Below are 20938 nucleotides of genomic sequence, written 5' to 3' on the forward strand. Positions count from 1 at the left end.
GGCTCCCGTGCACCGACGCACGTCGAGATCGCTCACCTGGCTCGCCGCCGCGCTCCTCGCGGCGGTGGGACTGGTGGCGCCCGCACCGCCGGGCGCGTCCGCCGCGCCCGCGTTCAACTACGGCGAAGCCCTGCAGAAGTCCGTCTGGTTCTACGACGCCCAGCGGACGGGCAGGCTGCCCGCCGACAACCGCGTCTCCTGGCGCGGCGACTCGGCGGTGAACGACGGCGCGGACGTGGGGCTCGACCTGTCGGGCGGGTTCTTCGACGCGGGCGACCACGTCAAGTTCGGGCTGCCCTTCGCGTCCAGCATGTCGATGCTGGCGTGGGGGGCGGTCGAGAACCGGCAGGCCTACACGAGCTCCGGTCAGCTCGCCGCGCTGCGGTCGAACCTGAAGTGGGGCACCGACTGGATCATCAAGGCGCACCCGTCGCCGAACGTGGTCTACGGGCAGGTCGGGGCGGGCAACCCCGACCACGCCTGGTGGGGCTCGGCCGAGGTCATGCCGATGGCCCGGCCGTCCTACAAGGTCGACGCGTCCTGCCCCGGCTCGGACCTGGCCGGGGAGTACGCGGCGGCGCTCGCGTCCAGCTCGATGGTGTTCTCCGCGACCGATCCCACCTACGCGGCGACGCTGATCACGCACGCCAAGCAGCTCTACTCGTTCGCGGACACCTACCGCGGCAAGTACAGCGCCTGCATCACGGACGCGGCGAACTACTACAACTCCTGGAGCGGCTACCAGGACGAGTTGGTGTGGGGCGCGATCTGGCTGTACCGGGCCACTGGTGACGCGTCCTACCTGACCAAGGCGAAGACCGAGTACACCAAGCTCGGCACCGAGCCGCAGAGCACCGAGCGCTCCTACAAGTGGACGATCGCCTGGGACGACAAGTCCTACGGCGCCTACGTGCTGATGGCCCACCTGACCGGTGAGCAGACCTACCTCACCGACGCCAACCGCTGGCTGGACTTCTGGACCACCGGCTACAACGGCAACCGGGTCCGGTACTCGCCTGGCGGCCAGGCCGTCCTCGATAGCTGGGGGTCGCTGCGGTACGCGGCCAACACGGCGTTCGTCGCACTGGTGCACAGCGACTGGCTCAAGACCAGGGACGCCGCGCGCGCCACCACTTACCACGACTTCGCGGTGCGGCAGGTGAACTACGCGCTCGGCGACAACCCGCGCGGCGCCAGCTACGTCGTCGGCTTCGGCGTGAACCCGCCGCGCAACCCGCACCACCGCACGGCGCACGGGTCGTGGGCGGACAGCATCGCCGAGCCCGTCACGAGCAGGCACGTCCTGTACGGGGCGCTGGTCGGCGGGCCGAGCACGAACAACGACGCGTACGTCGACAGCAGGCAGGACTACGTGGCCAACGAGGTGGCGCTGGACTACAACGCCGGGTTCACCGGCGCGCTGGCCCGCCTCCACGGCGAGTACGGCGGCACACCCCTGGCGAACTTCCCGGTCGCGGAGACCACGGACGGGCCGGAGCTGACCACGCAGGCCGCGGTGAGCCAGAGCAGCACCCTGTTCACCGAGATCAAGTCGTTCGTCCTCAACAGGTCGGCGTGGCCCGCGCGGACGTTCAACGGCTCGCTGCGCTACTACTTCACCCTGGACGGCTCGACGACGGCGGACCAGATCACCGTCACCACCAACTACAACCAGTGCGGCACGGCGTCGAAGCCGCTGCGGCACAGCGGGAACGTCTACTACGTCGAGGTCCCGTGCACCGGGATCGCCCCGGCGGGGCAGTCGGCGTACCGCAAGGAGGTCCAGTTCCGGCTGACCAGCTCCGGCACCTGGGACCCGACGAACGACTGGTCCTACCAGGGGCTGCCGGTCGGCAACGTGACGCCGACGACCACGTCCCGGATGGTCCTCGTCCAGGACGGCCGGACCGTGTGGGGCACCGCCCCGGACGGCACGAGCACCCCGGACACTCAGGCACCGACCGTCCCGAGTGGACTGTCCTCGTCGGCCGTCGGGAGCACAGGCCTCACGTTGAACTGGGCCGCGTCGACCGACGACGTCGGCGTGGCGGGCTACGACGTGCTGCGGGTCGACGGGTCGACGTCGACCGTGATCGGCACACCGTCCGGGACCACCTACGCCGTGACGGGGCTGACGCCCTCGACCGCGTACCGGTTCGCCGTGCGCGCCCGCGACGCGGCGGGCAACACGTCGGCGGCCACCGGCCCGCTGGCCGTGACGACCACGGCGGGCGGTGGCGGCGGCTCGGTCGCGGTGCTCCAGCGCGGTGACGGGGGAGCGCGGGACAGCCAGGTCCGCGCCACCCTCCAGGTCGCCAACCGGGGCACGGCGGCGCTGCCGCTGACCGGCGTGACGCTGCGGTACTGGTTCACCGGCGACACCCCCTCGCCCACCTACCAGGTGTTCTGCGACTGGGCCGTGGTCGGCTGCGCCCAGGTGAGGGCCGAGGTCGTCAAGCTCCCGACGGCCAGGACCGGCGCCGACGCCTACCTCCAGGTCACCTTCACGGATGGCGGTGTCGCCGCGGGCTCCACCAGCGGCGACATCCAGCTCCGCTTCGCCAAGTCCGACTGGTCCGCGTTCGACCAGGCCGACGACCACAGCTACCGGGTCTCCGCCTCCTGGGCGGACCACGACCGCGTGACCGCCTACACCGGCGGCGCGCTCTCCTGGGGCGTCGAGCCCTAACCCGCAGATTCCGGTGCGGGGCGTACTGCGCGCTCAGGCGTCCCGCACCGGTACCCACCGCCTCACGAGAGGTTCCCGCCGATGAGAAGGCTGATCGCACTGGCGAGCGCGCTGCTCGCCACCCTGTTCTTCGTCGCCGTCCCCCCGGCCTCCGCGGCCACGGGTTTCTCGATCTCCGGTGGCAAGCTCTACGACGCGACGGGCGCGGAGTTCATCATGCGCGGCGTCAACCACGCCCACACCTGGTACACCTCCCGGACCACGCAAGCGCTCGCGGACGTGAAGGCGTTGGGCGCCAACAGCGTTCGGGTCGTGCTGTCCAGCGGCGACCAGTGGACGCGCAACGACGCCACCGACGTGGCGAACGTGATCTCCCAGTGCAAGGCGAACAAGCTCATCTGCGTGCTGGAGGTGCACGACACCACCGGGTACGGCGAGCAGGCCGCCGCCGTGTCGCTGGCGAAGGCCGTCGACTACTGGATCAGCGTCCAGAGCGCGATGACCGGCCAGGAGGCCTACACGATCCTCAACATCGGCAACGAGCCCTGGGGCAACACGAACACCTCGGCGTGGACCGCCGACACCAAGGCCGCGATCGGCAGGCTGCGGGCCGCCGGGTTCACCCACACCCTGATGGTGGACGCGCCGAACTGGGGCCAGGACTGGTCCTTCACCATGCGCGACAACGCGGCCTCGGTGTTCGCGAGCGACTCGCTGCGCAACACCATGTTCTCCGTCCACATGTACGGCGTGTTCGACACCGCCGCCGAGATCACCGACTACCTCGGCCGGTTCCGCACGGCGGGGCTGCCGATCCTGGTGGGCGAGTTCGGCCACAACCACTCCGACGGCGACCCCGACGAGGACACGATCTTCTCCTACACGCAGTCGCAGGGGATCGGGTACCTGGGCTGGTCGTGGAGCGGCAACGGCGGCGGCGTCGAGTACCTCGACATGGCGACCGGCTTCAACGCCGCCCAGTTGACCACGTGGGGCCAGCGCATCTTCAACGGCGCCAACGGGATCAAGCAGACCTCGCGGCAGGCGGCCGTCTACGGCGGCGGCGGTCCGGTGGACACCACCCCGCCCACGACGCCCGGCACCCCGTCGGCGTCCTCGATCACCTCCGGCGGCGCGTCGCTGAGCTGGACCGCGTCGACCGACGCCGTCGGCGTCACCGGCTACGACGTGGTGCGGGTCAGCGGCGGCACCGAGTCGGCGCTCACGTCGACGAGTTCGGCGTCCGCGACGCTCACCGGGCTGACCGCGTCCACCGCCTACACCGTCGCGGTCTACGCCCGCGACGCGGCGGGCAACCGGTCCACCCGGTCCGGCACCACCACGTTCACCACCTCGCCCGGCAGCGGTGGCGGCTCGTGCGCGGTCGCGTACAAGGTCGGCAGCCAGTGGCAGGGCGGGTTCGGCGCCGACGTGACGATCCGCAACACCGGGTCGACCGCCGTCAACGGGTGGACCCTGCGCTGGACCTTCGCCAACGGCCAGACCGTGACGCAGATGTGGAACGCCACCGCGAGCCAGTCGGGCGCGCAGGTGTCGGCGGTCAACGCGCCCTACAACGCGGCCATCGCCGCGGGCGGGTCGGTCGGGTTCGGCTTCAACGCCTCGTGGACCGGCACCAACGCGGCACCCACGACCTTCACCCTCAACGGTGCCTCGTGCACCAGCTCGTGATCGAAAGGAGAAGTCGTTGCGGTTCAAGCGAACAATCGCCCTGGGTGCGGCGGTGATCGGTGTCGCCGCCGTCACCACCGTGCTGGTGCCGAGCGGAGTGGCGCTCGCCCACGGATCGATGACCTACCCCGCCAGCCGGACCTACGCGTGCTACGAAGACGGCCGGGCGGGCGGTGGGGGCGGCGACCTCAACCCCACGAACCCCGCGTGCGCCGCCGCGGTGGCCGCCGGTGGCAAGCAACCGCTGTGGGACTGGTTCGGCAACCTGATCAGCCAGGCGGGCGGCAAGCACCGGGAGATCATCGGTGACGGCAAGCTGTGCGGGCCGACCACGAAGTACGACGCCTACAACCTCGGGCGCACGGACTGGCCGACCACGACCTTGCAGGCGGGGGCGTCGATCACGCTCAAGTACAACGCGTGGGCCCCGCACCCCGGCACGTGGGAGCAGTACGTCACGAAGGACGGGTACAACCCCGCGCAGCCGCTGCGGTGGTCGGACCTGGAGTCGGCGCCGTTCAACACGGTGGTGAACCCGCCGCTGGGGAACGGGGAGTACTCGTGGAACGCCACGCTGCCCAACAAGTCCGGGCGGCACGTGATCTACTCGATCTGGCAGCGGTCGGACAGCCCCGAGGCGTTCTATAGCTGCTCGGACGTCGTGTTCAACGGTGGCGGCGGGAACCCCGGTGACACCACCGCCCCGTCCACGCCGGGGACTCCCACGGCCTCCGCCACGTCGAACTCGGTGGCGCTGTCCTGGGGAGCCTCGACGGACAACGTCGGGGTGAGCGGGTACCAGGTGTACCGGGAGGCCGGTGCCACCGACGTGCTGGTGGCCTCGCCCTCCTCGACCTCGGCCACGGTCACCGGGCTCTCGGGTGGGACGGCGTACGCGTTCTACGTGGTGGCGAAGGACGCCGCGGGCAACACGTCACCGCCCTCGTCCGCGGTGTCGGTGACGACCTTGCCGGGCTCCACGCCGGGCGGGGCGTGCGCGGTCACCTACACGACGCCCAGCGTGTGGTCCGGTGGGTTCACGGCGAACGTGGTCGTGAAGAACACCGGCACCAGCGCGGTGAGCCCTTGGTCGCTGGTGTGGGACGTGCCCAGCGGGCAGACGGTCAGCAGCGCGTGGTCCGCCGAAGTCGTGGTGTCCGGTGGGAAGGCCACGGCGAAGGGCGTGAGCTGGAACGGGTCCATCCCGGCCGGTGGATCGGTGAACTTCGGGTTCAACGGGACTGCCTCCGGCACCCCGGCGACCCCTGCGGCGTTCACCCTCAACGGGGCGTCGTGCGGCTCGGCGTGACCCTGGTGGGCGCGGCTCTGGTGGCGGGGTCGGTGGCGTGTTCCGCCGCCGACCCCGCCACCGGGTCGGCGGCCGGGGTCGGGGAGTGGGTGCACGCCCGGACGGGGGAGTGCTCGTCGCCCCGCGTCGGTTCGATCGAGGAGTTCGCGGAGTTCGTGGGGCCGCTGCGGGCGGACCTGTACGCGCCGTTCGTGCAGGAGTGGGCTACCTGTGCCGTGGCCCCGTACGAGAAGTTGGGGCTGGTGGTGTTCCGGCCGGGGGTGATGCGGGAGTTCCAGGAGGCCTGGAAGGCTTCCGTGGCAGCCGGTGAGGTCGTGGGGGACCCGGACTTCGCGTTCGGACCCGGCTTCGCGGTGAGCGCCACGGACGGGCTGGAGCGGCTGGGACTGCGGTACCTGCACTGCACGCCGGTCGAGGGGCACGTCATGTCGCCCGAACCCGCCGAGGCCGAGGGGTGCGTGTACACCAAGATGCACCAGGGCCACGGGCACTGAGACCGGGGACGGCTTCCTCTACGCGCTGGGCGGGGTGATGAACGCCGGTTCGGCCGCCGCGAGGTTCTCGGGGAGGCGCATGCCCTCGTGCAGCGGGACGAGTTCCGACTGGAGGACCATGGCCGCCGCGCCGATCGCGGGTGCCGTGGCCGCCGAGCGGGAGAGGCGCACGTCGACCTCGTGGGTGGCCCTGGCGAAGAACGCCCGGTCCAGCTCCTCCTTGACCACGGGCAGGTAGATCGAGCCCGCGATGGCGAAGCTCGGGCCGGTGAGGACCAGGACGTCCAGGTCCATGAGGTTCGCCAGGGTCCTCGCGGCCACGGCGATGTACCTCGCCGAGCGGTCCAGGATCGCCAGCGCCTGCGGTTCGCCCCGCCTCGCCGCGCGGCTGACCGCCGCGAAGTCCGCCGCCACCGACGGGCGGGAGCGCTTCGCGCCGGTGAGGCCGACCATGCGGGCCAGTACCTGGTCCGCGCGCGCGGTCGCGACGACGGCGGCCGGGCCCGCCATGGCCTCCACGCAGCCGCGGGCGCCGCACCAGCACTCGGGGCCGAGCGCGTCCACGCAGATGTGGCCGATCTCGCCCGCGTTGCCGCTGGTGCCGCGGTAGGTGATGCCGCCGATGACCAGGCCCGCCCCGATGCCGGTGCCCATGTAGAGGGCGGCGGAGGTCGCGGTGCCGCCGATGCCGCCCGACCAGTGCTCGCCCAGCGCGGCGGCCGTGGCGTCGTTGTCGAGCAGGACGGGGAGGCCGACCGCCTCGGCCAGCGCCCGGTCCAGGGGGAAGTCCTCCCACTGGCGCATGGACGGAGGGGTGTGGGTCATGCCCGTCGTCGCCGACTGGGGGCCGGGGGAGACCAGGCCCACGCCGAGCACGCGCTCCCGGTCCACGCCCACGCGGTCCACGAGGGCGTGGACCTCGGCGGCCATCCTGGCGACCACCTCCGGCGGCTCCTCGGCGCCCGCGCCCGGCCTGGTGATGCGGGCTACCACCGCGCCGCCGAGGTTGGTGAGGACGTAGGTGATGCCCGCGTGGTCCAGGTGCACGCCGATGGCGTAGCGGGAGGCGTGGTCGAGCTGGAGGAGCACCCTGCGCTTGCCGCCGGTCGACTCGGCCCGGCCCGTTTCGAGGACCAGGCCCTCGTCGATGAGCCTGCGGACGACCGTGGAGATCGTGGCGCCGGTGAAGCCGGTGGCGTTGATGAGGCCCACCCGGCTGATGGTCCCCGCCGCGCGGATGACGTCGAGCACCGCCGCCTTGCTGCTCGCGTGCAGCGTCGTCCGGGCCTGACCGGTCACTGGTCCTCCGTGGTGTGGCCAGCACTTACTTCGTTCACCGGTCGAAGGGTAGCAAGCGGGCGAGGCTGGTCAGGCCTGTCGGCGGTAGCACCGGGGTGCTCGGGAGGTATTGACTTCGTTTCTTCACTGACTTAACAATCTCCACACCGCAGTGGCCCGCACGTCGACGGCCGGTCGCTGTCACCCAGCCAGGAGAGGATCAACGATGTTCCTGAAGGCACAGCGCTCCCGCGTCGCGGCGGCGGGATTGGCCGTGGTCGCACTGGTCGCCGCCGGGTGCGGGTCCTCCAACAGCAGTCGTTCCGCGGACGCGGAGACGCTCGTCCTCTACACCGGGCAGTCGGGCGACTACCAGGTCAACTTCAACCCGTTCTCGCCGACGCTCATCGACGGGCCGGGCACGATCTTCGAGCCGCTGTTCTTCTTCAACGTCATCAAGGACGTCGAGCCCCGGCCCCGGCTCGGCAAGGCCTTCTCCTGGAACGCCGACGGGACCGAGCTGTCGATCGAGGTCCGCGACGACGCCAAGTGGTCCGACGGGCAGAAGTTCACCGCGAAGGACGTGGTGTTCACCCTGGACATGATCACCAAGAACAAGACGATGAACTCCACCGGCTATAAGGGCAAGGCGACCGCGACCGACGACACGCACGTGGTGGTGAAGTTCGACGAGCCCGCGTACATGGAAGGGCCGCAGGTGCTGGGGAAGATCTTCATGGTCCCCGAGCACCTGTGGAAGGACATCGCGACGCCCGCCACCGACCCGGTGAAGTCCCCGGTCGGCACCGGGCCGTTCCTGCTGGACGAGTTCAAGCCCCAGGCGTTCACGCTGAAGGCCAACCCCGGCTACTACGGCGGCGAACCGGCCGTGAAGAAGATCCGGTACCTGTCGCTGTCGGGCAACCAGGCCGGTGCCGACGCGCTCAAGGCCGGGCAGGTCGACTGGCAGACCGGGCCGGTGCCGGACATCAAGAACGTGGAGAAGAACTACCCCGGCTACAAGGCGATCATCACGCCGATGAACCAGGCCGCGCTGTTCACCTGCTCGAACGCCGAACTGGGCTGCACGGGCGCGCAGACCGACCCGGCCGTGCGCAAGGCGATCTACTACGGCATCAACCGCGGCCAGGTGAACGCGCTGGCGTTCGAGGGCACGGCCAGCGAGGTCTCGCCCGGCTACGCGCTGGTGCGGCGGGACAAGGGCCTCGTCTCCGGCAAGCTGAAGGAGAAGACCGCGCCGATGAGCCCCGACGTGGCCAAGGCGACCGGGCTGCTGGAGGGCGCCGGGTACGCCAAGGGCGGCGACGGGATCTACGCGAAGGACGGCAAACCGCTGGAGCTGACCGTGAAGGTCGTCGCGGGGTGGACCGACTACATCACCGCCGTCGACACGATGGGCCAGCAGTTGCAGCAGGTGGGCATCAAGATCACCCCGCAGCAGCTCTCCTGGAACGAGTGGTCCGACGCGCGGGGCCGCGGCCAGTACGAACTGCTGATCGACGCCGTCCAGCAGGGACCCGCGCCCGACCCGTTCTACACCTACAGCTACTTCTTCAGCAGCGCGACCACCGCGCCCGCGGGCGAGATCGCGAACCCGAACTTCGGCCGGATGAAGGACTCCGCGCTCGACGAGGCGCTGGCGTCGCTGAAGAAGATCGACCCGAAGGACACCGCCGCCCGGCAGCCGCACCTCGACGTGATCCAGACGCGCATCGAGGAGGTCATGCCCTACATCCCGATCCTCACCGGCGGCACGACCAGCGAGTACAACGCCAAGAAGTTCACCGGCTGGCCGACCGAGGACGACCTCTACGCGTTCCCCGCCGTGTGGTCCCGGCCGGAGAACTCCGAGATCTTCCTCAAGCTCAAGCCAGCGGGCAAGTGAGGCGCGTCGGGTCGGGGAAAGCGCGCCGATGAGGTACTACGTGCGGAAGTTCGTGTTCTACCTGGTCGCCCTCTGGGCGGCGCTCACGCTGAACTTCGTCATCCCCAGGCTGATGCCGGGCAACCCGGTCGACATCCTGCTGGCGAAGCTCCAGCAGCGCGGCGGGTCGATCGACCCGGCGGCGCGGCGGTCGTTCGAGCTGCTGCTCGGCACGGGCGGCGACGAGTCGATCGTGAGCCAGTACTTCGCCTACCTCGGCAACATCTTCCGCGGTGACCTCGGCGTCTCGGTGAGCGCGTTCCCCGCGCCGGTGTCCGAGGTCATCGCCTCCTCCCTGCCGTGGACGGTGGTGCTGGTCGGGATCGCGACCCTGCTGTCGTTTCTGGTCGGCATCGCGCTCGGCGCGCTGGTCGGCTGGAAGCGCGGCACCTGGCTCGACTCGCTCGTGCCCGCGACGACCGTGCTGTCGGCGGTGCCGTACTTCTGGCTCGCGCTGATCCTGGTGGCGGTGTTCGCGTCCGCACTCGGCTGGTTCCCGCTGGCCGGCGGCTACGACGTCATCCTCACGCCCGCGTGGGACGCGGAGTTCCTGTCGTCGGCGATCTACCACGGCACGCTGCCCGCGCTGACGATCGTCGTGTCGTCGGTCGGCGGCTGGCTGCTCGGGATGCGCAACATGATGGTGTCGGCGATGTCCGAGGACTACGTGCTCACCGCGCAGGCCAAGGGGCTGCGCGACAGCCGGATCATGATCCGGTACGCCACCCGCAACGCCGTGCTGCCGTCGGTGGCCGGGTTCGCGATCTCGCTCGGGTTCGTGGTGTCCGGCTCGATCATCACCGAGCAGGTCTTCTCCTACCCCGGCATCGGGTCGAAGCTGCTCCAGGCCGTGCAGAACAACGACTACGCGCTGATGCAGGGGATCTTCCTGGTCATCACGGTGGCCGTGCTCGGCGCGAACCTCGTGGTGGACCTGCTGTACGCCCTGATCGACCCCCGAACCCGCGTCAGCGGTGGATGAGGAGCGCGGACTATGTCCACAGTGGACGTGAAGCGGCGGGTGCTGCCGCGCTGGTCGCCCAAGCTGGCGATCGGGTTGGGGCTGATCGGGGTCGTGGTGGTGTTCGGGCTGGTCGGGCCGCTCGTGGTCGGCGACCCGAACACCGTGCGGGACATCGGCCTCACCCCGCCCGGCGGCTCGTTCTGGCTCGGCACCACCCAGACCGGGCAGGACGTGGTGGCGCAGATCGCCTACGCCACCAGGGGGTCGTTGCAGATCGGCCTGGTGGTCGGGGTGCTGGCGACGGTGCTGTCGGCGGTCTTCGGGATCGTCGGCAGCTACGCGGGCGGGATCGTCGACGAGGCGTTCTCGCTGTTCTCCAACGTGATGCTGGTGATCCCCGGTCTGCCGCTGGTGATCGTGATCGCCGGGTTCGTGCCCGCCGCGCAGCGCGGGTCGTGGACGATCGCGATCGTGCTGGCCATCACCGGCTGGGCCGCGTCGGCTCGGGTGCTGCGGGCGCAGACGCTGTCGTTGCGCAACCGGGACTACGTGGCCGCGGCGCGGGTGGCGGGGGAAAGGACCTGGCGGGTGATCACCGTCGAGATCCTGCCGAACCTGTTGCCGGTGCTGGCTTCGCAGTTCGTGTTCGCGGTGGTGCTGGCGATCCTGAGCGAGGCGGGGCTGTCGTTCCTCGGGCTTGGTGCCTCGAACTCGTCGACGCTCGGGACGATGTTGTACTACGCGCAGAACGGGTTCGCGTTGCAGCGGGAGGCCTGGTGGTGGTTCGTGCCGCCGGGGCTGGTGATCGCGCTGTTCGGGTGCGGGTTGTCGCTGGTCAACTTCTCGATCGACGAGATCATCAACCCGAGGCTGCGGGACGTGCCGCGGAAGCCGGGGAAGGTGGCGGCGACGGTCGAGGTCGTCCCCGCCACGCGCGGTTCGGACGACGCCGTGCTGACCGTGTCCGGGCTTTCCGTGGTGTACCAGGGGGAGAAGCCCGTGCACGCCGTGCGGGACGTGTCGTTGACGTTGCGGCGGGGGGAGATCCTCGGCTTGGCCGGGGAGTCCGGGTGCGGGAAGACGACGCTGGCGTACGCGGTGAACCGGCTGCACAAGCCGCCCGCGGAGGTGACGGCCGGGGCGGTGACGTTCCACGACCGGGACGGGACGGATGTGGACGTGCTCGGGCTCGGCGTGGAGGAGTTGCGGGTGTTCCGGTGGTCGAAGCTGTCGATGGTGTTCCAGGGCGCGATGAACGCGTTGAGCCCGGTCACGTCGGTGGCGGCCCAGTTGGACGACGTGCTGGTGACGCACCGGCCCGAGATGTCGCGGGAGGAGCGGCGGAAGCGGTGCGTCGAGGTGTTCACGCTGGTGGGTGTGCCGCCGGAGAGGCTGGGGGCGTACCCGCACGAGCTGTCCGGCGGGATGCGGCAGCGGGTGATGATCGCGATGGCGCTGCTGCTCGACCCGCAGGTGATGATCATGGACGAGCCGACCACGGCGTTGGACGTGGTGGTGCAGCGGGGGATCCTGCTGGAGATCCTGAAGTTCCGCGACTCGCTGGGGTTCGCCGTCGTGTTCATCACGCACGACCTGCCGCTGCTGCTGGAGGTCGCGGACCGGATCGCGGTGATGAGGGACGGGGAGGTCGTGGAACTGGGGTCCGCCGAGGAGCTGAACGTCGATCCTCAGCACCCGTACACGCGGGAGCTGCTGGAGTCGTTCCCCAGTTTGACCGGGGAGCGCGGGGGATTCGTTCGTGGGACGCCGGCTTTGGACGGGGGTGTGCGGTGAGCGCGTTGGAAGCGCGGGACCTGGTGAAGGAGTTCGGGGTTCGCGACGGGGTGCGGCGGTCGGTGCTGCGGGCGGTGGACCGGGTGTCGTTCACGTTGTCGGCCGGGCGGACGGTGGCACTGGTGGGGGAGTCCGGGTCGGGGAAGTCGACCATCGCCCGGATGATCGCCCGGTTGGAGAAGCCCACGTCCGGGGAGATCGTGCTGGGTGGGGAGGCGTTGGAAGGGGAGGCGCTGGGCGGGAAGGTGCTGGGCGGGAAGGCGCTGGGTGGGAAGGCGTTGTCGGATCGGGAGTACCGGCATCGGGTGCAGATGGTGTTCCAGGACCCGTTCGCGTCGTTGAACCCGTTCCACACGGTGGAGCACCACCTGGCTCGGCCGTTGAAGTTGCACGGGCGGGTCAAGGGGGGTGCGGAGTCCTCGAAGATGGTGCGGGAGTTGTTGGAGAGGGTGACGTTGCCCGCGGAGTTCGCGTCTCGGAGGCCGCACGAGTTGTCGGGTGGGCAGCGGCAGAGGGTGGCGATTGCTCGGGCGTTGGCGCCGGGGGCGGGGATCGTGGTGGCGGATGAGCCGGTGTCGATGTTGGACGTGTCGATCCGGTTGGGGATCTTGAAGTTGTTGGCTCGGTTGCAGAGGGAGGAGAACCTGGCGGTTTTGTACATCACGCATGACTTGGCTACGGCTCGGCATTTTTCGGATGAGATCTTGGTGCTGTATCGGGGGAGGGTGGTGGAGAGGGGGCCTGCTGATCAGGTGATCCTTGAGCCTCGGCATCCGTATACGAAGTTGTTGGCTGCGGCTTCGCCTGATCCTTCGGCGCGGGGTAGGGAGTTTTCGGTGGGGAGGGAAGTGGTGGAGGCGGCTGGGTCCGCTGCTGCGTATGACCATTTCGCGGGGACGTGGGCGGCTGTTTGAGGTGGTTCTCGGGTGGTGGTTGGCGGGTCCCCCCGGTGCGCGATTGTCGTCATGGCCGGACGCGCCGTGTCAAGGCGGGAAAGATGCCTTGACACGGCTCGGCCGGCCATGAGGGCGCTGGGGATCGGGGGCAGGGAGGGGTCTGGAGGCTCCGTGGGGTGCGTGCTTATGTGGCGGGTGCGTGCTTGCGTGGCGGGTGAGTGCTTCTGTGCGGGTGAGTGCTTACGTGGTGGCGGTTGCGCGGATGAGGACCAGGCGTTCTGGGAAGAGGACTGGTGCTTGTACGCCTGCTGTGGTCAGGGCCCTGCCCGTCGTGGTGATGCCTTCTTCGGTCCACCAGGGGAGTTGTACGCCCCAGCGGATGGCGTTGCCGTCTGGGATGTCGCCGGGGGGCTGGGGGCGTACGTGGTAGGTCTTGTCGGGGTGTAGGCCTGGTAGGCGGACTTGGCCGGTGGGGTAGTAGGTGGAGGTGTCGGTGGCGACGATGGCGTAGAGGGCGTCCGTGCCGTTTGCGGCTACTACGCCGTGCACGTGGTAGGCCGGGTCGGGGTGGTCGGCGTGTACCGCTGTGCCGGTGTGCAGGAGGGTGCGCACCTCCTTGTAGAGGGCCACCCATTCGGTGAGCCTGGCGCGGTCTTCCTCGCTGGCCTTGGTGAGGTCCCATTCGATGCCGAAGTGGCCGAAGAGCGCTGTGCCCGCGCGGAAGTCGAGCGGGTGCTTGCGGTGGGTGGTGTGGGAGATGCCCGAGCCCACGTGGGTGCCCATGAGTTCCAAGGGGATCAGGGCGTTGGTCCAGCGTTGGATGCCCTGGCGTTCCAGGGCGTCGATGCAGTCGGAGACCCAGACGCGGTCGGTGCGCTGGAGGATGGCCAGGTCGATCCTGCCGCCGCCGGAGGAACACGACTCGATTTCCACGGCGGGGTGCTTGGCGCGCAGTTCGTCGAGCAGGCGGTAGACGGCGAGGGTCTGGCCGTGGACGCCCGCGCGGCCGGTGGGGCGGTGGCCCGCCTCGACCAGGTCCCTGTTGTGGTCCCACTTGAGGTAGGAGATGTCGTAGGTGGACAGCAGGTCGTCGAGGCGTTCCAGGATGTGCTGGAACGCCTCCGGGCGGGCCAGGTCGAGGACCTGCTGGTTGCGCGCGCGGCCGGGTAGGCGGCCGTCCTCGGGGGCCATGATCCAGTCGGGGTGGGCCCTGGCCAGGTCGGAGTCCTCGTTGATCATCTCCGGTTCCACCCACAGGCCGAACTGCATGCCCAGGCCCGTCACGTGGGAGATGATCGGGGTCAGGCCGTCCGGCCACACCTCGTCGGAGACGTACCAGTCGCCCAGGCCGCGCTGGTCGTCGCGGCGGGAGCCGAACCAGCCGTCGTCCAGGACGAACCGCTCGCCGCCCACGGCCGCGGCGGCGTCCGCCAGGTCCTTCAGGCGGGACAGGTCGTGGTCGAAGTAGACGGCCTCCCAGGTGTTGACCACCACCGGCCGCGGGCTGGACGGGTGGCCCGGTCGGGCGCGGAGGTCGGCGTGGAAGCGGGCGGAGAGCTCGTCGAGGCCGTTGCCGTAGGAGCCGTACTGCCACGGGGAGGTGTAGACCTCGCCCGGTTCCAGCACCACCTCGCCGGACAGCAGGAGTTCGCCGGAGCCGAGCAGGGACACGGCGTGGAAGGTGCGCTCGGCGAACGTGCGGTGGTTGCCGGACCACGCGGTGTGGACGGCCCAGACCTCGCCGGTGCGGTGGCCGAACGACCTGGTGCCCGCCGCGAGCAGGTAGGCCGAGTCGTAGCCGGTGCGGCCGGTGCGGTTCTCCCGCATCCGCAGGCCGTGCGTGAACTCCGTCCGCTGCGCGGCACGTTCCCGCAGGTGGCGGCCGGTGAAGTCGAGCAGTTCCACGGCGTCCGGCGGCACCGGGAGGGTCAGGTTCACCGCGTCGAGCGCGAACGGCGAGTCGCCGGTGTTGGTCAGCGCGGCCCGCTGGCGGACCAGGCCCGCGGCGGTCAGTTCGATGGTCAGTTCCAGCGCCAGGCCCGCCGTGGTGTCCTCGGCCCGCACGACCACGACGCCGTCGGACACCGACGTGCCGGAGACGCGGAACGCGGTCGAGAAGTCGCGGCCCGCGCGGTTGCCCACCAGGCCGGGGGTGCCCAGCCAGCCCGCCGACTGCTCGGGCAGCACGGCCACGGCCACGTCACCGGCGACCGAGTTGCCGATCGGTTGGCGGAGGGAGGTGGTGCGCAGGGCGTCGAAGTCGGCGCCTTCGCCGAGGTCGGCGCCCCAGTGCAGGACCCTGGGCAGGGTCCCGCCGGACAGGTCGAGCGCGAGGCTCACCCCCGCCGCGCGCAGGTGGGCGTGGTCGGGGGTCGGGTCAGCGGGTGCGGAGGGCACAGTGAGCTACATCCCTGTCGGTCGTCGAAGCACCATCATTGACTTACTTTAGTTGCCGACGTAAGAATCGACGTGATTTCGAGTCACTTCGTGGAGCGGGGACCCCATGATCCACCAGACCTTGCACGACGGGTGGCACCTGAGCGCGGTGTCGGGCGACGTGCCCGAGGCAGTCCAGGGCGTGAGCGTGCCCGCCGCGGTGCCGGGGAGCACCCACCTGGACCTGCTGGCCGCCGGGCTGATCCCCGACCCGTTCCTCGATCGCGCCGAGGAGGAGCTGACCTGGCTCCACCGGGCGGACTGGCGCTACGCGCTGACGTTCGACGCCGCGGCCCCCGCCGACGGCGAGCGGGTCGACCTGGTCTTCGAGGGGCTCGACACGGTGGCGGTGATCGAGCTGAACGGCGTGCGGCTCGGGTCCGTGAGGAACATGCACCGCGGCTACCGCTTCGACGTGCGGGAGGTGCTGCGGGACGGTGCGAACGACCTGGTGGTCACCTTCCGGTCCGCGCTGGCCTACGCCGCCGAGGTCGAGGCGGAGCTGGGCTGGCGGGACCACGCCTACCCGCACCCGTTCAACATGGTCCGGAAGATGGCCTGCTCGTTCGGCTGGGACTGGGGCCCGGACCTCCAGACCGCGGGCATCTGGAAGCCCGTCCGGCTGGAGCGGTGGTCGGCCGCGCGGCTGGCGTCCGTGCGCCCGCTGGTGACGGTCGACGGCGACGGCCGGGTCGAGGTGCGCGTGGACGTCGAGCGCGCCGGGACGGCCGAGGTCGAGCTGGTGGCCACCGTGGACGGTCACGAGGAGCGGGTGGTGGTGGACGGCGACACCGCCGCGGTCACCGTCGTGGTGCCGGACCCCGAGCTGTGGTGGCCGGTCGGCTACGGCGCGCAGCCCCGCTACGACCTGAGGGTCGACCTGCTCGCCGACGGCGGGGTCGTCGACGGCGACGAGCGCCGGATCGGCTTCCGCACGATCACCGTCGACACCGAGCCCGACGAGATCGGCACCCCGTTCACCTTCGTGGTCAACGGGAAACCCGTGTTCGCCAAGGGCGCCAACTGGATCCCGGACGACCACTTCCTCACCCGGATCACCCGCGACCGGCTCGCCCGCCGGGTCGACCAGGCGGTCGGGGCGAACCTGAACCTGCTGCGGATCTGGGGCGGTGGGATCTACGAGACCGACGACTTCTACGACGTGTGCGACGAGCGCGGTGTGCTGGTGTGGCAGGACTTCCCGTTCGCCTGCGCCTCCTACGCCGAGGAGGAGCCGCTGTGGGGCGAGGTCGAGGCCGAGGCGCGGGAGAACGTCGCCCGGCTCGTCGCCCGCCCGTCGCTGGCGCTGTGGAACGGCAACAACGAGAACCTGTGGGGCTTCGCCGACTGGGGCTGGGCCGACCAGCTCGCCGGTCGCACGTGGGGGCTGAGGTACTACACCGAGCTGCTGCCCGCGATCGTCGCCGAGCTGGACCCGACCCGGCACTACTCGCCCGGAAGCCCGTACAGCCCCGGCGACGCGCACCCGAACGACCCGGACCACGGCACCCGGCACGAGTGGGAGGTGTGGAACCGGCTCGACTACTCCCACTACCTCGACCACGTGCCGCGCTTCTGCTCCGAGTTCGGCTTCCAGGGCCCGCCGACGTGGACCACGCTCACGAACTGGGTGCACGACGAGCCGCTGACGTCGACCTCGCCGACGTTCCTGCTGCACCAGAAGGCCGAGGACGGCAACGGCAAGCTCGACCGCGGCCTGGCCGCGCACCTGCCGGTGCCGGAGGACTTCGCCGACTGGCACTGGGCGACGCAGCTCAACCAGGCCCGCGCGGTCGCGTTCGGCGTCGAGCACTTCCGGTCCTGGTGGCCGCGCACGGCGGGCGCCGTCGTGTGGCAGCTCAACGACTGCTGGCCGTCCACGTCCTGGGCGGCGGTCGACGGCGACGAGCGCCCCAAGCCGCTCTGGTACTCGCTGCGGCACGCCTTCGCGCCCCGGCTGCTGACGTTCCAGCCCCGCGACGGGCGGCTCGTGCTGGCCGCCGTGAACGACCACGACGAGGAGTGGACCGGCGAGGTGCGCCTGGAGCGGCAGACCTTCGGCGGCGAGGTGCTGGAGGCGACTACGCTGCCGGTGACGGTGCGGGCCCGGACCGCGGCCCTGATCGAGCTGACCGAGCCACTGGTCACCCCGAACGACCCGGAGGGAGAGGTGCTGGTGGCGACCACGGCCGACGCGCGCGCCGTCCACCTCTTCGCCGAGGACCGCGACCTGTCGTACGACCCCGCCCCGCTGAGCGCGCGGGTCGAAGCCGTGACCGGCGGCTACCGCGTCGACGTGCGCGCCACGTCGTTCGCGCGGGACGTCGCACTGCTGGCCGACCGGGTCGCCCCGGACGCCGTCGCCGAGGAGATGCTGGTGCCGATGCTCGCGGGGGAGACCCGCTCGTTCCTGGTCCGCACGGACGCGGTGCTGCCCGACCCGGCCGTGCTCGCCGGGCCGCACGTCCTGCGCTGCGCCAACGGCCTCGTGACCCCCGCGGTCAGGTCCTGAATGGGGGCCACCCCGACGGGGTCGGTCGGCGCGGTCGGGCTGGTGCTCGCCCGCCCGACCCGGCTGCTCGGCGCGGAGCCGTTCTTCATGGAGTTCATCGCGGGCATCGAGGAGCGGCTGTCCGAACGCGGGCTGTCCGTGCTGCTGCACGTCGTGGCCGCGCACGACGCCGAGATCGCCGCGTACCGGCGGTGGGCGGCGCACCACCTGGTGGACGCCGTCCTGCTGGTCAACCGGACCGCCGACGACCCCCGCCTCGCGGTGCTGCGGGAGGTCGGGCTGCCGACGATCGTCGTCGGCGAGCCGTCACCGGAACTGGCCACGCCCGCCGTGCGCTCCGACGACGTCGGGGCGATGGAGGAGGCCTTGGCGCACCTGCTGGAGCTGGGGCATCGGCACATCGCGCGGATCAGCGGTCCGCAGGCGCTGCTGCACACCCGTGCCCGCTCCGCGGCGCTGCTCGCGGGCTGCCACGCGGCGGGCGTCGAGCCGGTGGTGCTGGAGGGCGACTACTCGGAGGAGTCCGGCGCGAAGCTCACGGCCGCGCTGCTCACGCGGGACGAGCGGCCGACCGCGATCCTCTACGACAACGACGTGATGGCCGTGGCCGGGCTGAACACCGCCAAGGAGTTCGGCGTCGCCGTGCCGGACGAGCTGAGTCTCGTCGCGTGGGACGACTCGACGCTGTGCAGGCTGGCGTCGCCGTCGCTGACCACGATGAGCGTGGACGTGCACCAGTTCGGCACGTCGGTCGCCGAGTCCGTGCTGGAGCTGATCGACGGCGACCCGGTCGCGCCGCGGTGGTCACCGGCCGCCACGCTCGTCCAGCGGGGCAGCAGTGCCTCCGCCCCCACCCCCTGAGGAGAACCGTGACCCACGTCGCCGCGGACACGCGCTACGACGACATGCCCTACCGCCGAGTCGGCCGCAGCGGGCTCAAGCTGCCCGCGGTGTCGCTGGGCCTCTGGCACAACTTCGGCGACGGCGACCGGACCTCGGACGTCCAGCGGGCCGTGCTGCGCCGGGCGTTCGACCTGGGCGTGACGCACTTCGACCTGGCGAACAACTACGGCCCGCCGCCCGGCTCGGCCGAGGAGAACTTCGGCAGGCACCTCCGCCGCGACCTGCTGCCGTACCGCGACGAGCTGGTCATCTCGACCAAGGCGGGCTACGGGATGTGGGCGGGCCCGTACGGCGAGTGGGGCTCGCGCAAGTCGCTGCTGTCCTCGTTGGACCAGTCGCTCGGCCGCATGGGCCTGGAGTACGTGGACGTCTTCTACTCGCACCGGCCGGACCCGGAGACGCCGATCGAGGAGACGATGGGCGCGCTCGACTCGGCCGTGCGGCAGGGGAAGGCGCTCTACGTCGGCATCTCCAACTACTCGCCGGAGCAAACCGTCGAGGCCGCGCGGGTGCTGCGCGAGCTGGGTACGCCGCTGCTGATCCACCAGCCGTCGTACTCGATGGTGAACCGGTGGATCGAGGACGGCCTCCAGGACGTGCTGGACGAGGTCGGCGCCGGGTCGATCGTGTTCTCGCCGCTGGCGCAGGGGCTGCTGACCGACCGGTACCTCAACGGCGTCCCGGCGGACTCGCGCGCGGCGTCGGACAGCCCGTTCCTGACCTCCGCCGGGCTCACCGAGGAGACCCTCGGCAAGGTCAGGGCGCTCGACGACATCGCCAAGCGGCGCGGTCAGACGTTGGCGCAGATGGCCATCGCGTGGGTGCTGCGGGGCGGCCGGGTGACCTCGGCGCTCGTCGGCGCGAGCAGCGTGGCGCAGCTCGAGGACACCGTCGCGGCGACCCGGAACCTGGGGTTCGACGCCGACGAGCTGGCCGAGATCGACCGCCTGCTCTGAATTCCCCCGAACGCGGTGGTCGCAGGCATTGATCTCCCGGTGCTTAACCGGTTAACTTCGCGAAGGTCCTCCATTCCGACGAGGTGAGCCGCATGGCGCTGATGGTCGATCTCGCTCTCGCGGTGGACGTGGGAGGCACGAAGCTGGCGGCGGCACTCGTCACGCCGGACGGGACGGTGGTGGACCGGCGGTCCGCCGCCACCCCGCCAGGCGACGGCGAAGTGGTGTGGCGAGCCCTGGAGGCCGTGCTGCTGGAGTTGACCGCCGGTCACGCCGTGGTCGGGGTGGGCATCGCCAGCGCGGCACCGATGGACGTCCGCACCGGCACCGTCAGCCCGGTCAACATCCCCGGCTGGCGCGGCTTCCCGCTCGTCGACCGCGTCTCCGCGCTGGTGCCCGGCGTGCCGGTGCGGCTGGCCGGGGACGCGGTGTGCATGGCGCTCGCCGAGTACCACCACGGCGCGGGCCGCGGGAGCCACGCCCTGCTGGGCATGGTCGTGTCGACCGGCGTGGGCGGCGGGTTCGTCTTCGACGGCCGGGCACACCTCGGCGCCGCGGGCAACGCCGGGCACGTCGGCCACTTCGTCCTCGAACCCGGCGGCCCGCTCTGCGCGTGCGGCGCCCGCGGCTGCTCCGAGGCCATCGCCAGCGGGCCGTCGATCGTGCGCTGGGCGTCCGACCGCGGCTGGCTCGCCGCGGGCGTCGCCGACGGCCGGTCGCTGGCCGCCTCGGCGCGGGCGGGCGACCCGATCGCGCGGGCGGCGTTCCACCGGTCGGGGACCGCGGTCGCGCAGGTGATCACCGTGGCCGCCGCGCTGTGCGAGGTCGACCGGGTGGTCGTCGGCGGTGGCGTGGCGCAGGCGTGGGACCTGCTCGGCCCGGCCATCACCGGAGCGCTCGCGGGATGGCCGGGCCTGGACTTCATCCGGCACGTCGACGTGCACCCGGCGCTGCTCGGCGTGGACGCCGGGCTGGTCGGCGCCGCCGCACTCGTCCGGGAGCGGGCACCGGAGGGTGCCGCCGAACCCGCGCCCGCCGCGGGGAGCACGCGGTGACGGGGTTCCGCGCCG

General features: G+C 71.1%; 14 protein-coding genes. 12 read left to right on the top strand and 2 right to left on the bottom strand.

Features of this window, described 5'->3' with window-relative positions; all coding sequences use genetic code 11:
• Positions 1–7 precede the first annotated feature (7 nt).
• From NZH93_RS11395 to NZH93_RS11410, 4 genes are all read left to right on the top strand, one after another.
• Positions 8–2689: a glycoside hydrolase family 9 protein gene (locus NZH93_RS11395; RefSeq protein WP_259622958.1), complete on the top strand. Its 2682-nt coding sequence runs from the start codon at positions 8–10 to the stop codon at positions 2687–2689.
• An 81-nt stretch (positions 2690–2770) separates the two neighbouring features.
• A complete protein-coding gene (locus NZH93_RS11400) occupies positions 2771–4381 on the top strand; it encodes a cellulase family glycosylhydrolase (protein WP_259622959.1) in 1611 nt (536 codons plus the stop codon).
• A gap of 16 nt (positions 4382–4397) precedes the next feature.
• Positions 4398–5690, top strand: coding sequence for a lytic polysaccharide monooxygenase (locus NZH93_RS11405; RefSeq protein WP_259622960.1), 1293 nt, complete (start codon positions 4398–4400; stop codon positions 5688–5690).
• Complete coding sequence (locus NZH93_RS11410; protein WP_259622961.1) at positions 5675–6184, top strand: hypothetical protein; 510 nt, start codon at positions 5675–5677, stop codon at positions 6182–6184. The genes NZH93_RS11405 and NZH93_RS11410 overlap by 16 nt, the downstream gene beginning before the upstream one ends.
• 18 nt (positions 6185–6202) lie before the next feature.
• Here the strand turns inward: NZH93_RS11410 and NZH93_RS11415 are convergent, their stop codons facing one another.
• On the bottom strand, positions 6203–7483 hold the full coding sequence (locus NZH93_RS11415; RefSeq protein WP_259622962.1) for an ROK family transcriptional regulator: 1281 nt from the start codon (positions 7481–7483) through the stop codon (positions 6203–6205).
• A 205-nt stretch (positions 7484–7688) separates the two neighbouring features.
• Here NZH93_RS11415 and NZH93_RS11420 point away from each other — a divergent pair, with 205 nt between their 5' ends.
• From NZH93_RS11420 to NZH93_RS11435, 4 genes are read left to right on the top strand one after another with little or no spacing between them, the layout of a single operon-like run.
• Positions 7689–9368 (top strand): ABC transporter substrate-binding protein, encoded by a 1680-nt coding sequence (locus NZH93_RS11420; RefSeq protein WP_259622963.1) that lies wholly within the window; start codon positions 7689–7691, stop codon positions 9366–9368.
• A gap of 28 nt (positions 9369–9396) precedes the next feature.
• Positions 9397–10389, top strand: a complete 993-nt coding sequence (locus NZH93_RS11425) for an ABC transporter permease (protein WP_259622964.1) — start codon at positions 9397–9399, stop codon at positions 10387–10389.
• A gap of 12 nt (positions 10390–10401) precedes the next feature.
• On the top strand, positions 10402–12165 hold the full coding sequence (locus NZH93_RS11430; RefSeq protein WP_259622965.1) for a dipeptide/oligopeptide/nickel ABC transporter permease/ATP-binding protein: 1764 nt from the start codon (positions 10402–10404) through the stop codon (positions 12163–12165).
• Positions 12162–13079 (top strand): ATP-binding cassette domain-containing protein, encoded by a 918-nt coding sequence (locus NZH93_RS11435; RefSeq protein WP_259622966.1) that lies wholly within the window; start codon positions 12162–12164, stop codon positions 13077–13079. The genes NZH93_RS11430 and NZH93_RS11435 overlap by 4 nt, the downstream gene beginning before the upstream one ends.
• A 222-nt stretch (positions 13080–13301) precedes the next feature.
• Here the strand turns inward: NZH93_RS11435 and NZH93_RS11440 are convergent, their stop codons facing one another.
• On the bottom strand, positions 13302–15458 hold the full coding sequence (locus NZH93_RS11440) for an alpha-galactosidase (protein ID WP_259622967.1): 2157 nt from the start codon (positions 15456–15458) through the stop codon (positions 13302–13304).
• A 106-nt stretch (positions 15459–15564) separates the two neighbouring features.
• Here NZH93_RS11440 and NZH93_RS11445 point away from each other — a divergent pair, with 106 nt between their 5' ends.
• From NZH93_RS11445 to NZH93_RS11460, 4 genes are all read left to right on the top strand, one after another.
• The gene (locus NZH93_RS11445; protein WP_259622968.1) at positions 15565–18009 is read left to right on the top strand and encodes a glycoside hydrolase family 2 protein; all 2445 of its coding nucleotides are present in this window, start codon (positions 15565–15567) and stop codon (positions 18007–18009) included.
• A complete protein-coding gene (locus NZH93_RS11450) occupies positions 18010–18870 on the top strand; it encodes a LacI family DNA-binding transcriptional regulator (RefSeq protein WP_259622969.1) in 861 nt (286 codons plus the stop codon). It abuts the gene before it with no gap.
• 8 nt (positions 18871–18878) lie between these two features.
• Positions 18879–19868 carry an L-glyceraldehyde 3-phosphate reductase gene (mgrA, locus tag NZH93_RS11455; RefSeq protein ID WP_259622970.1) on the top strand — a complete coding sequence of 330 codons (990 nt, stop codon included), beginning with the start codon at positions 18879–18881 and terminating at the stop codon, positions 19866–19868.
• Positions 19869–19960: 92 nt separating this feature from the next.
• Positions 19961–20923 (top strand): ROK family protein, encoded by a 963-nt coding sequence (locus NZH93_RS11460; RefSeq protein ID WP_259622971.1) that lies wholly within the window; start codon positions 19961–19963, stop codon positions 20921–20923.
• Positions 20924–20938: the final 15 nt, after the last annotated feature.

Origin of the sequence: Umezawaea endophytica (genome assembly GCF_025061645.1) — a bacterium.
Classification (GTDB): Bacteria; Actinomycetota; Actinomycetes; order Mycobacteriales; family Pseudonocardiaceae; genus Umezawaea; species Umezawaea endophytica.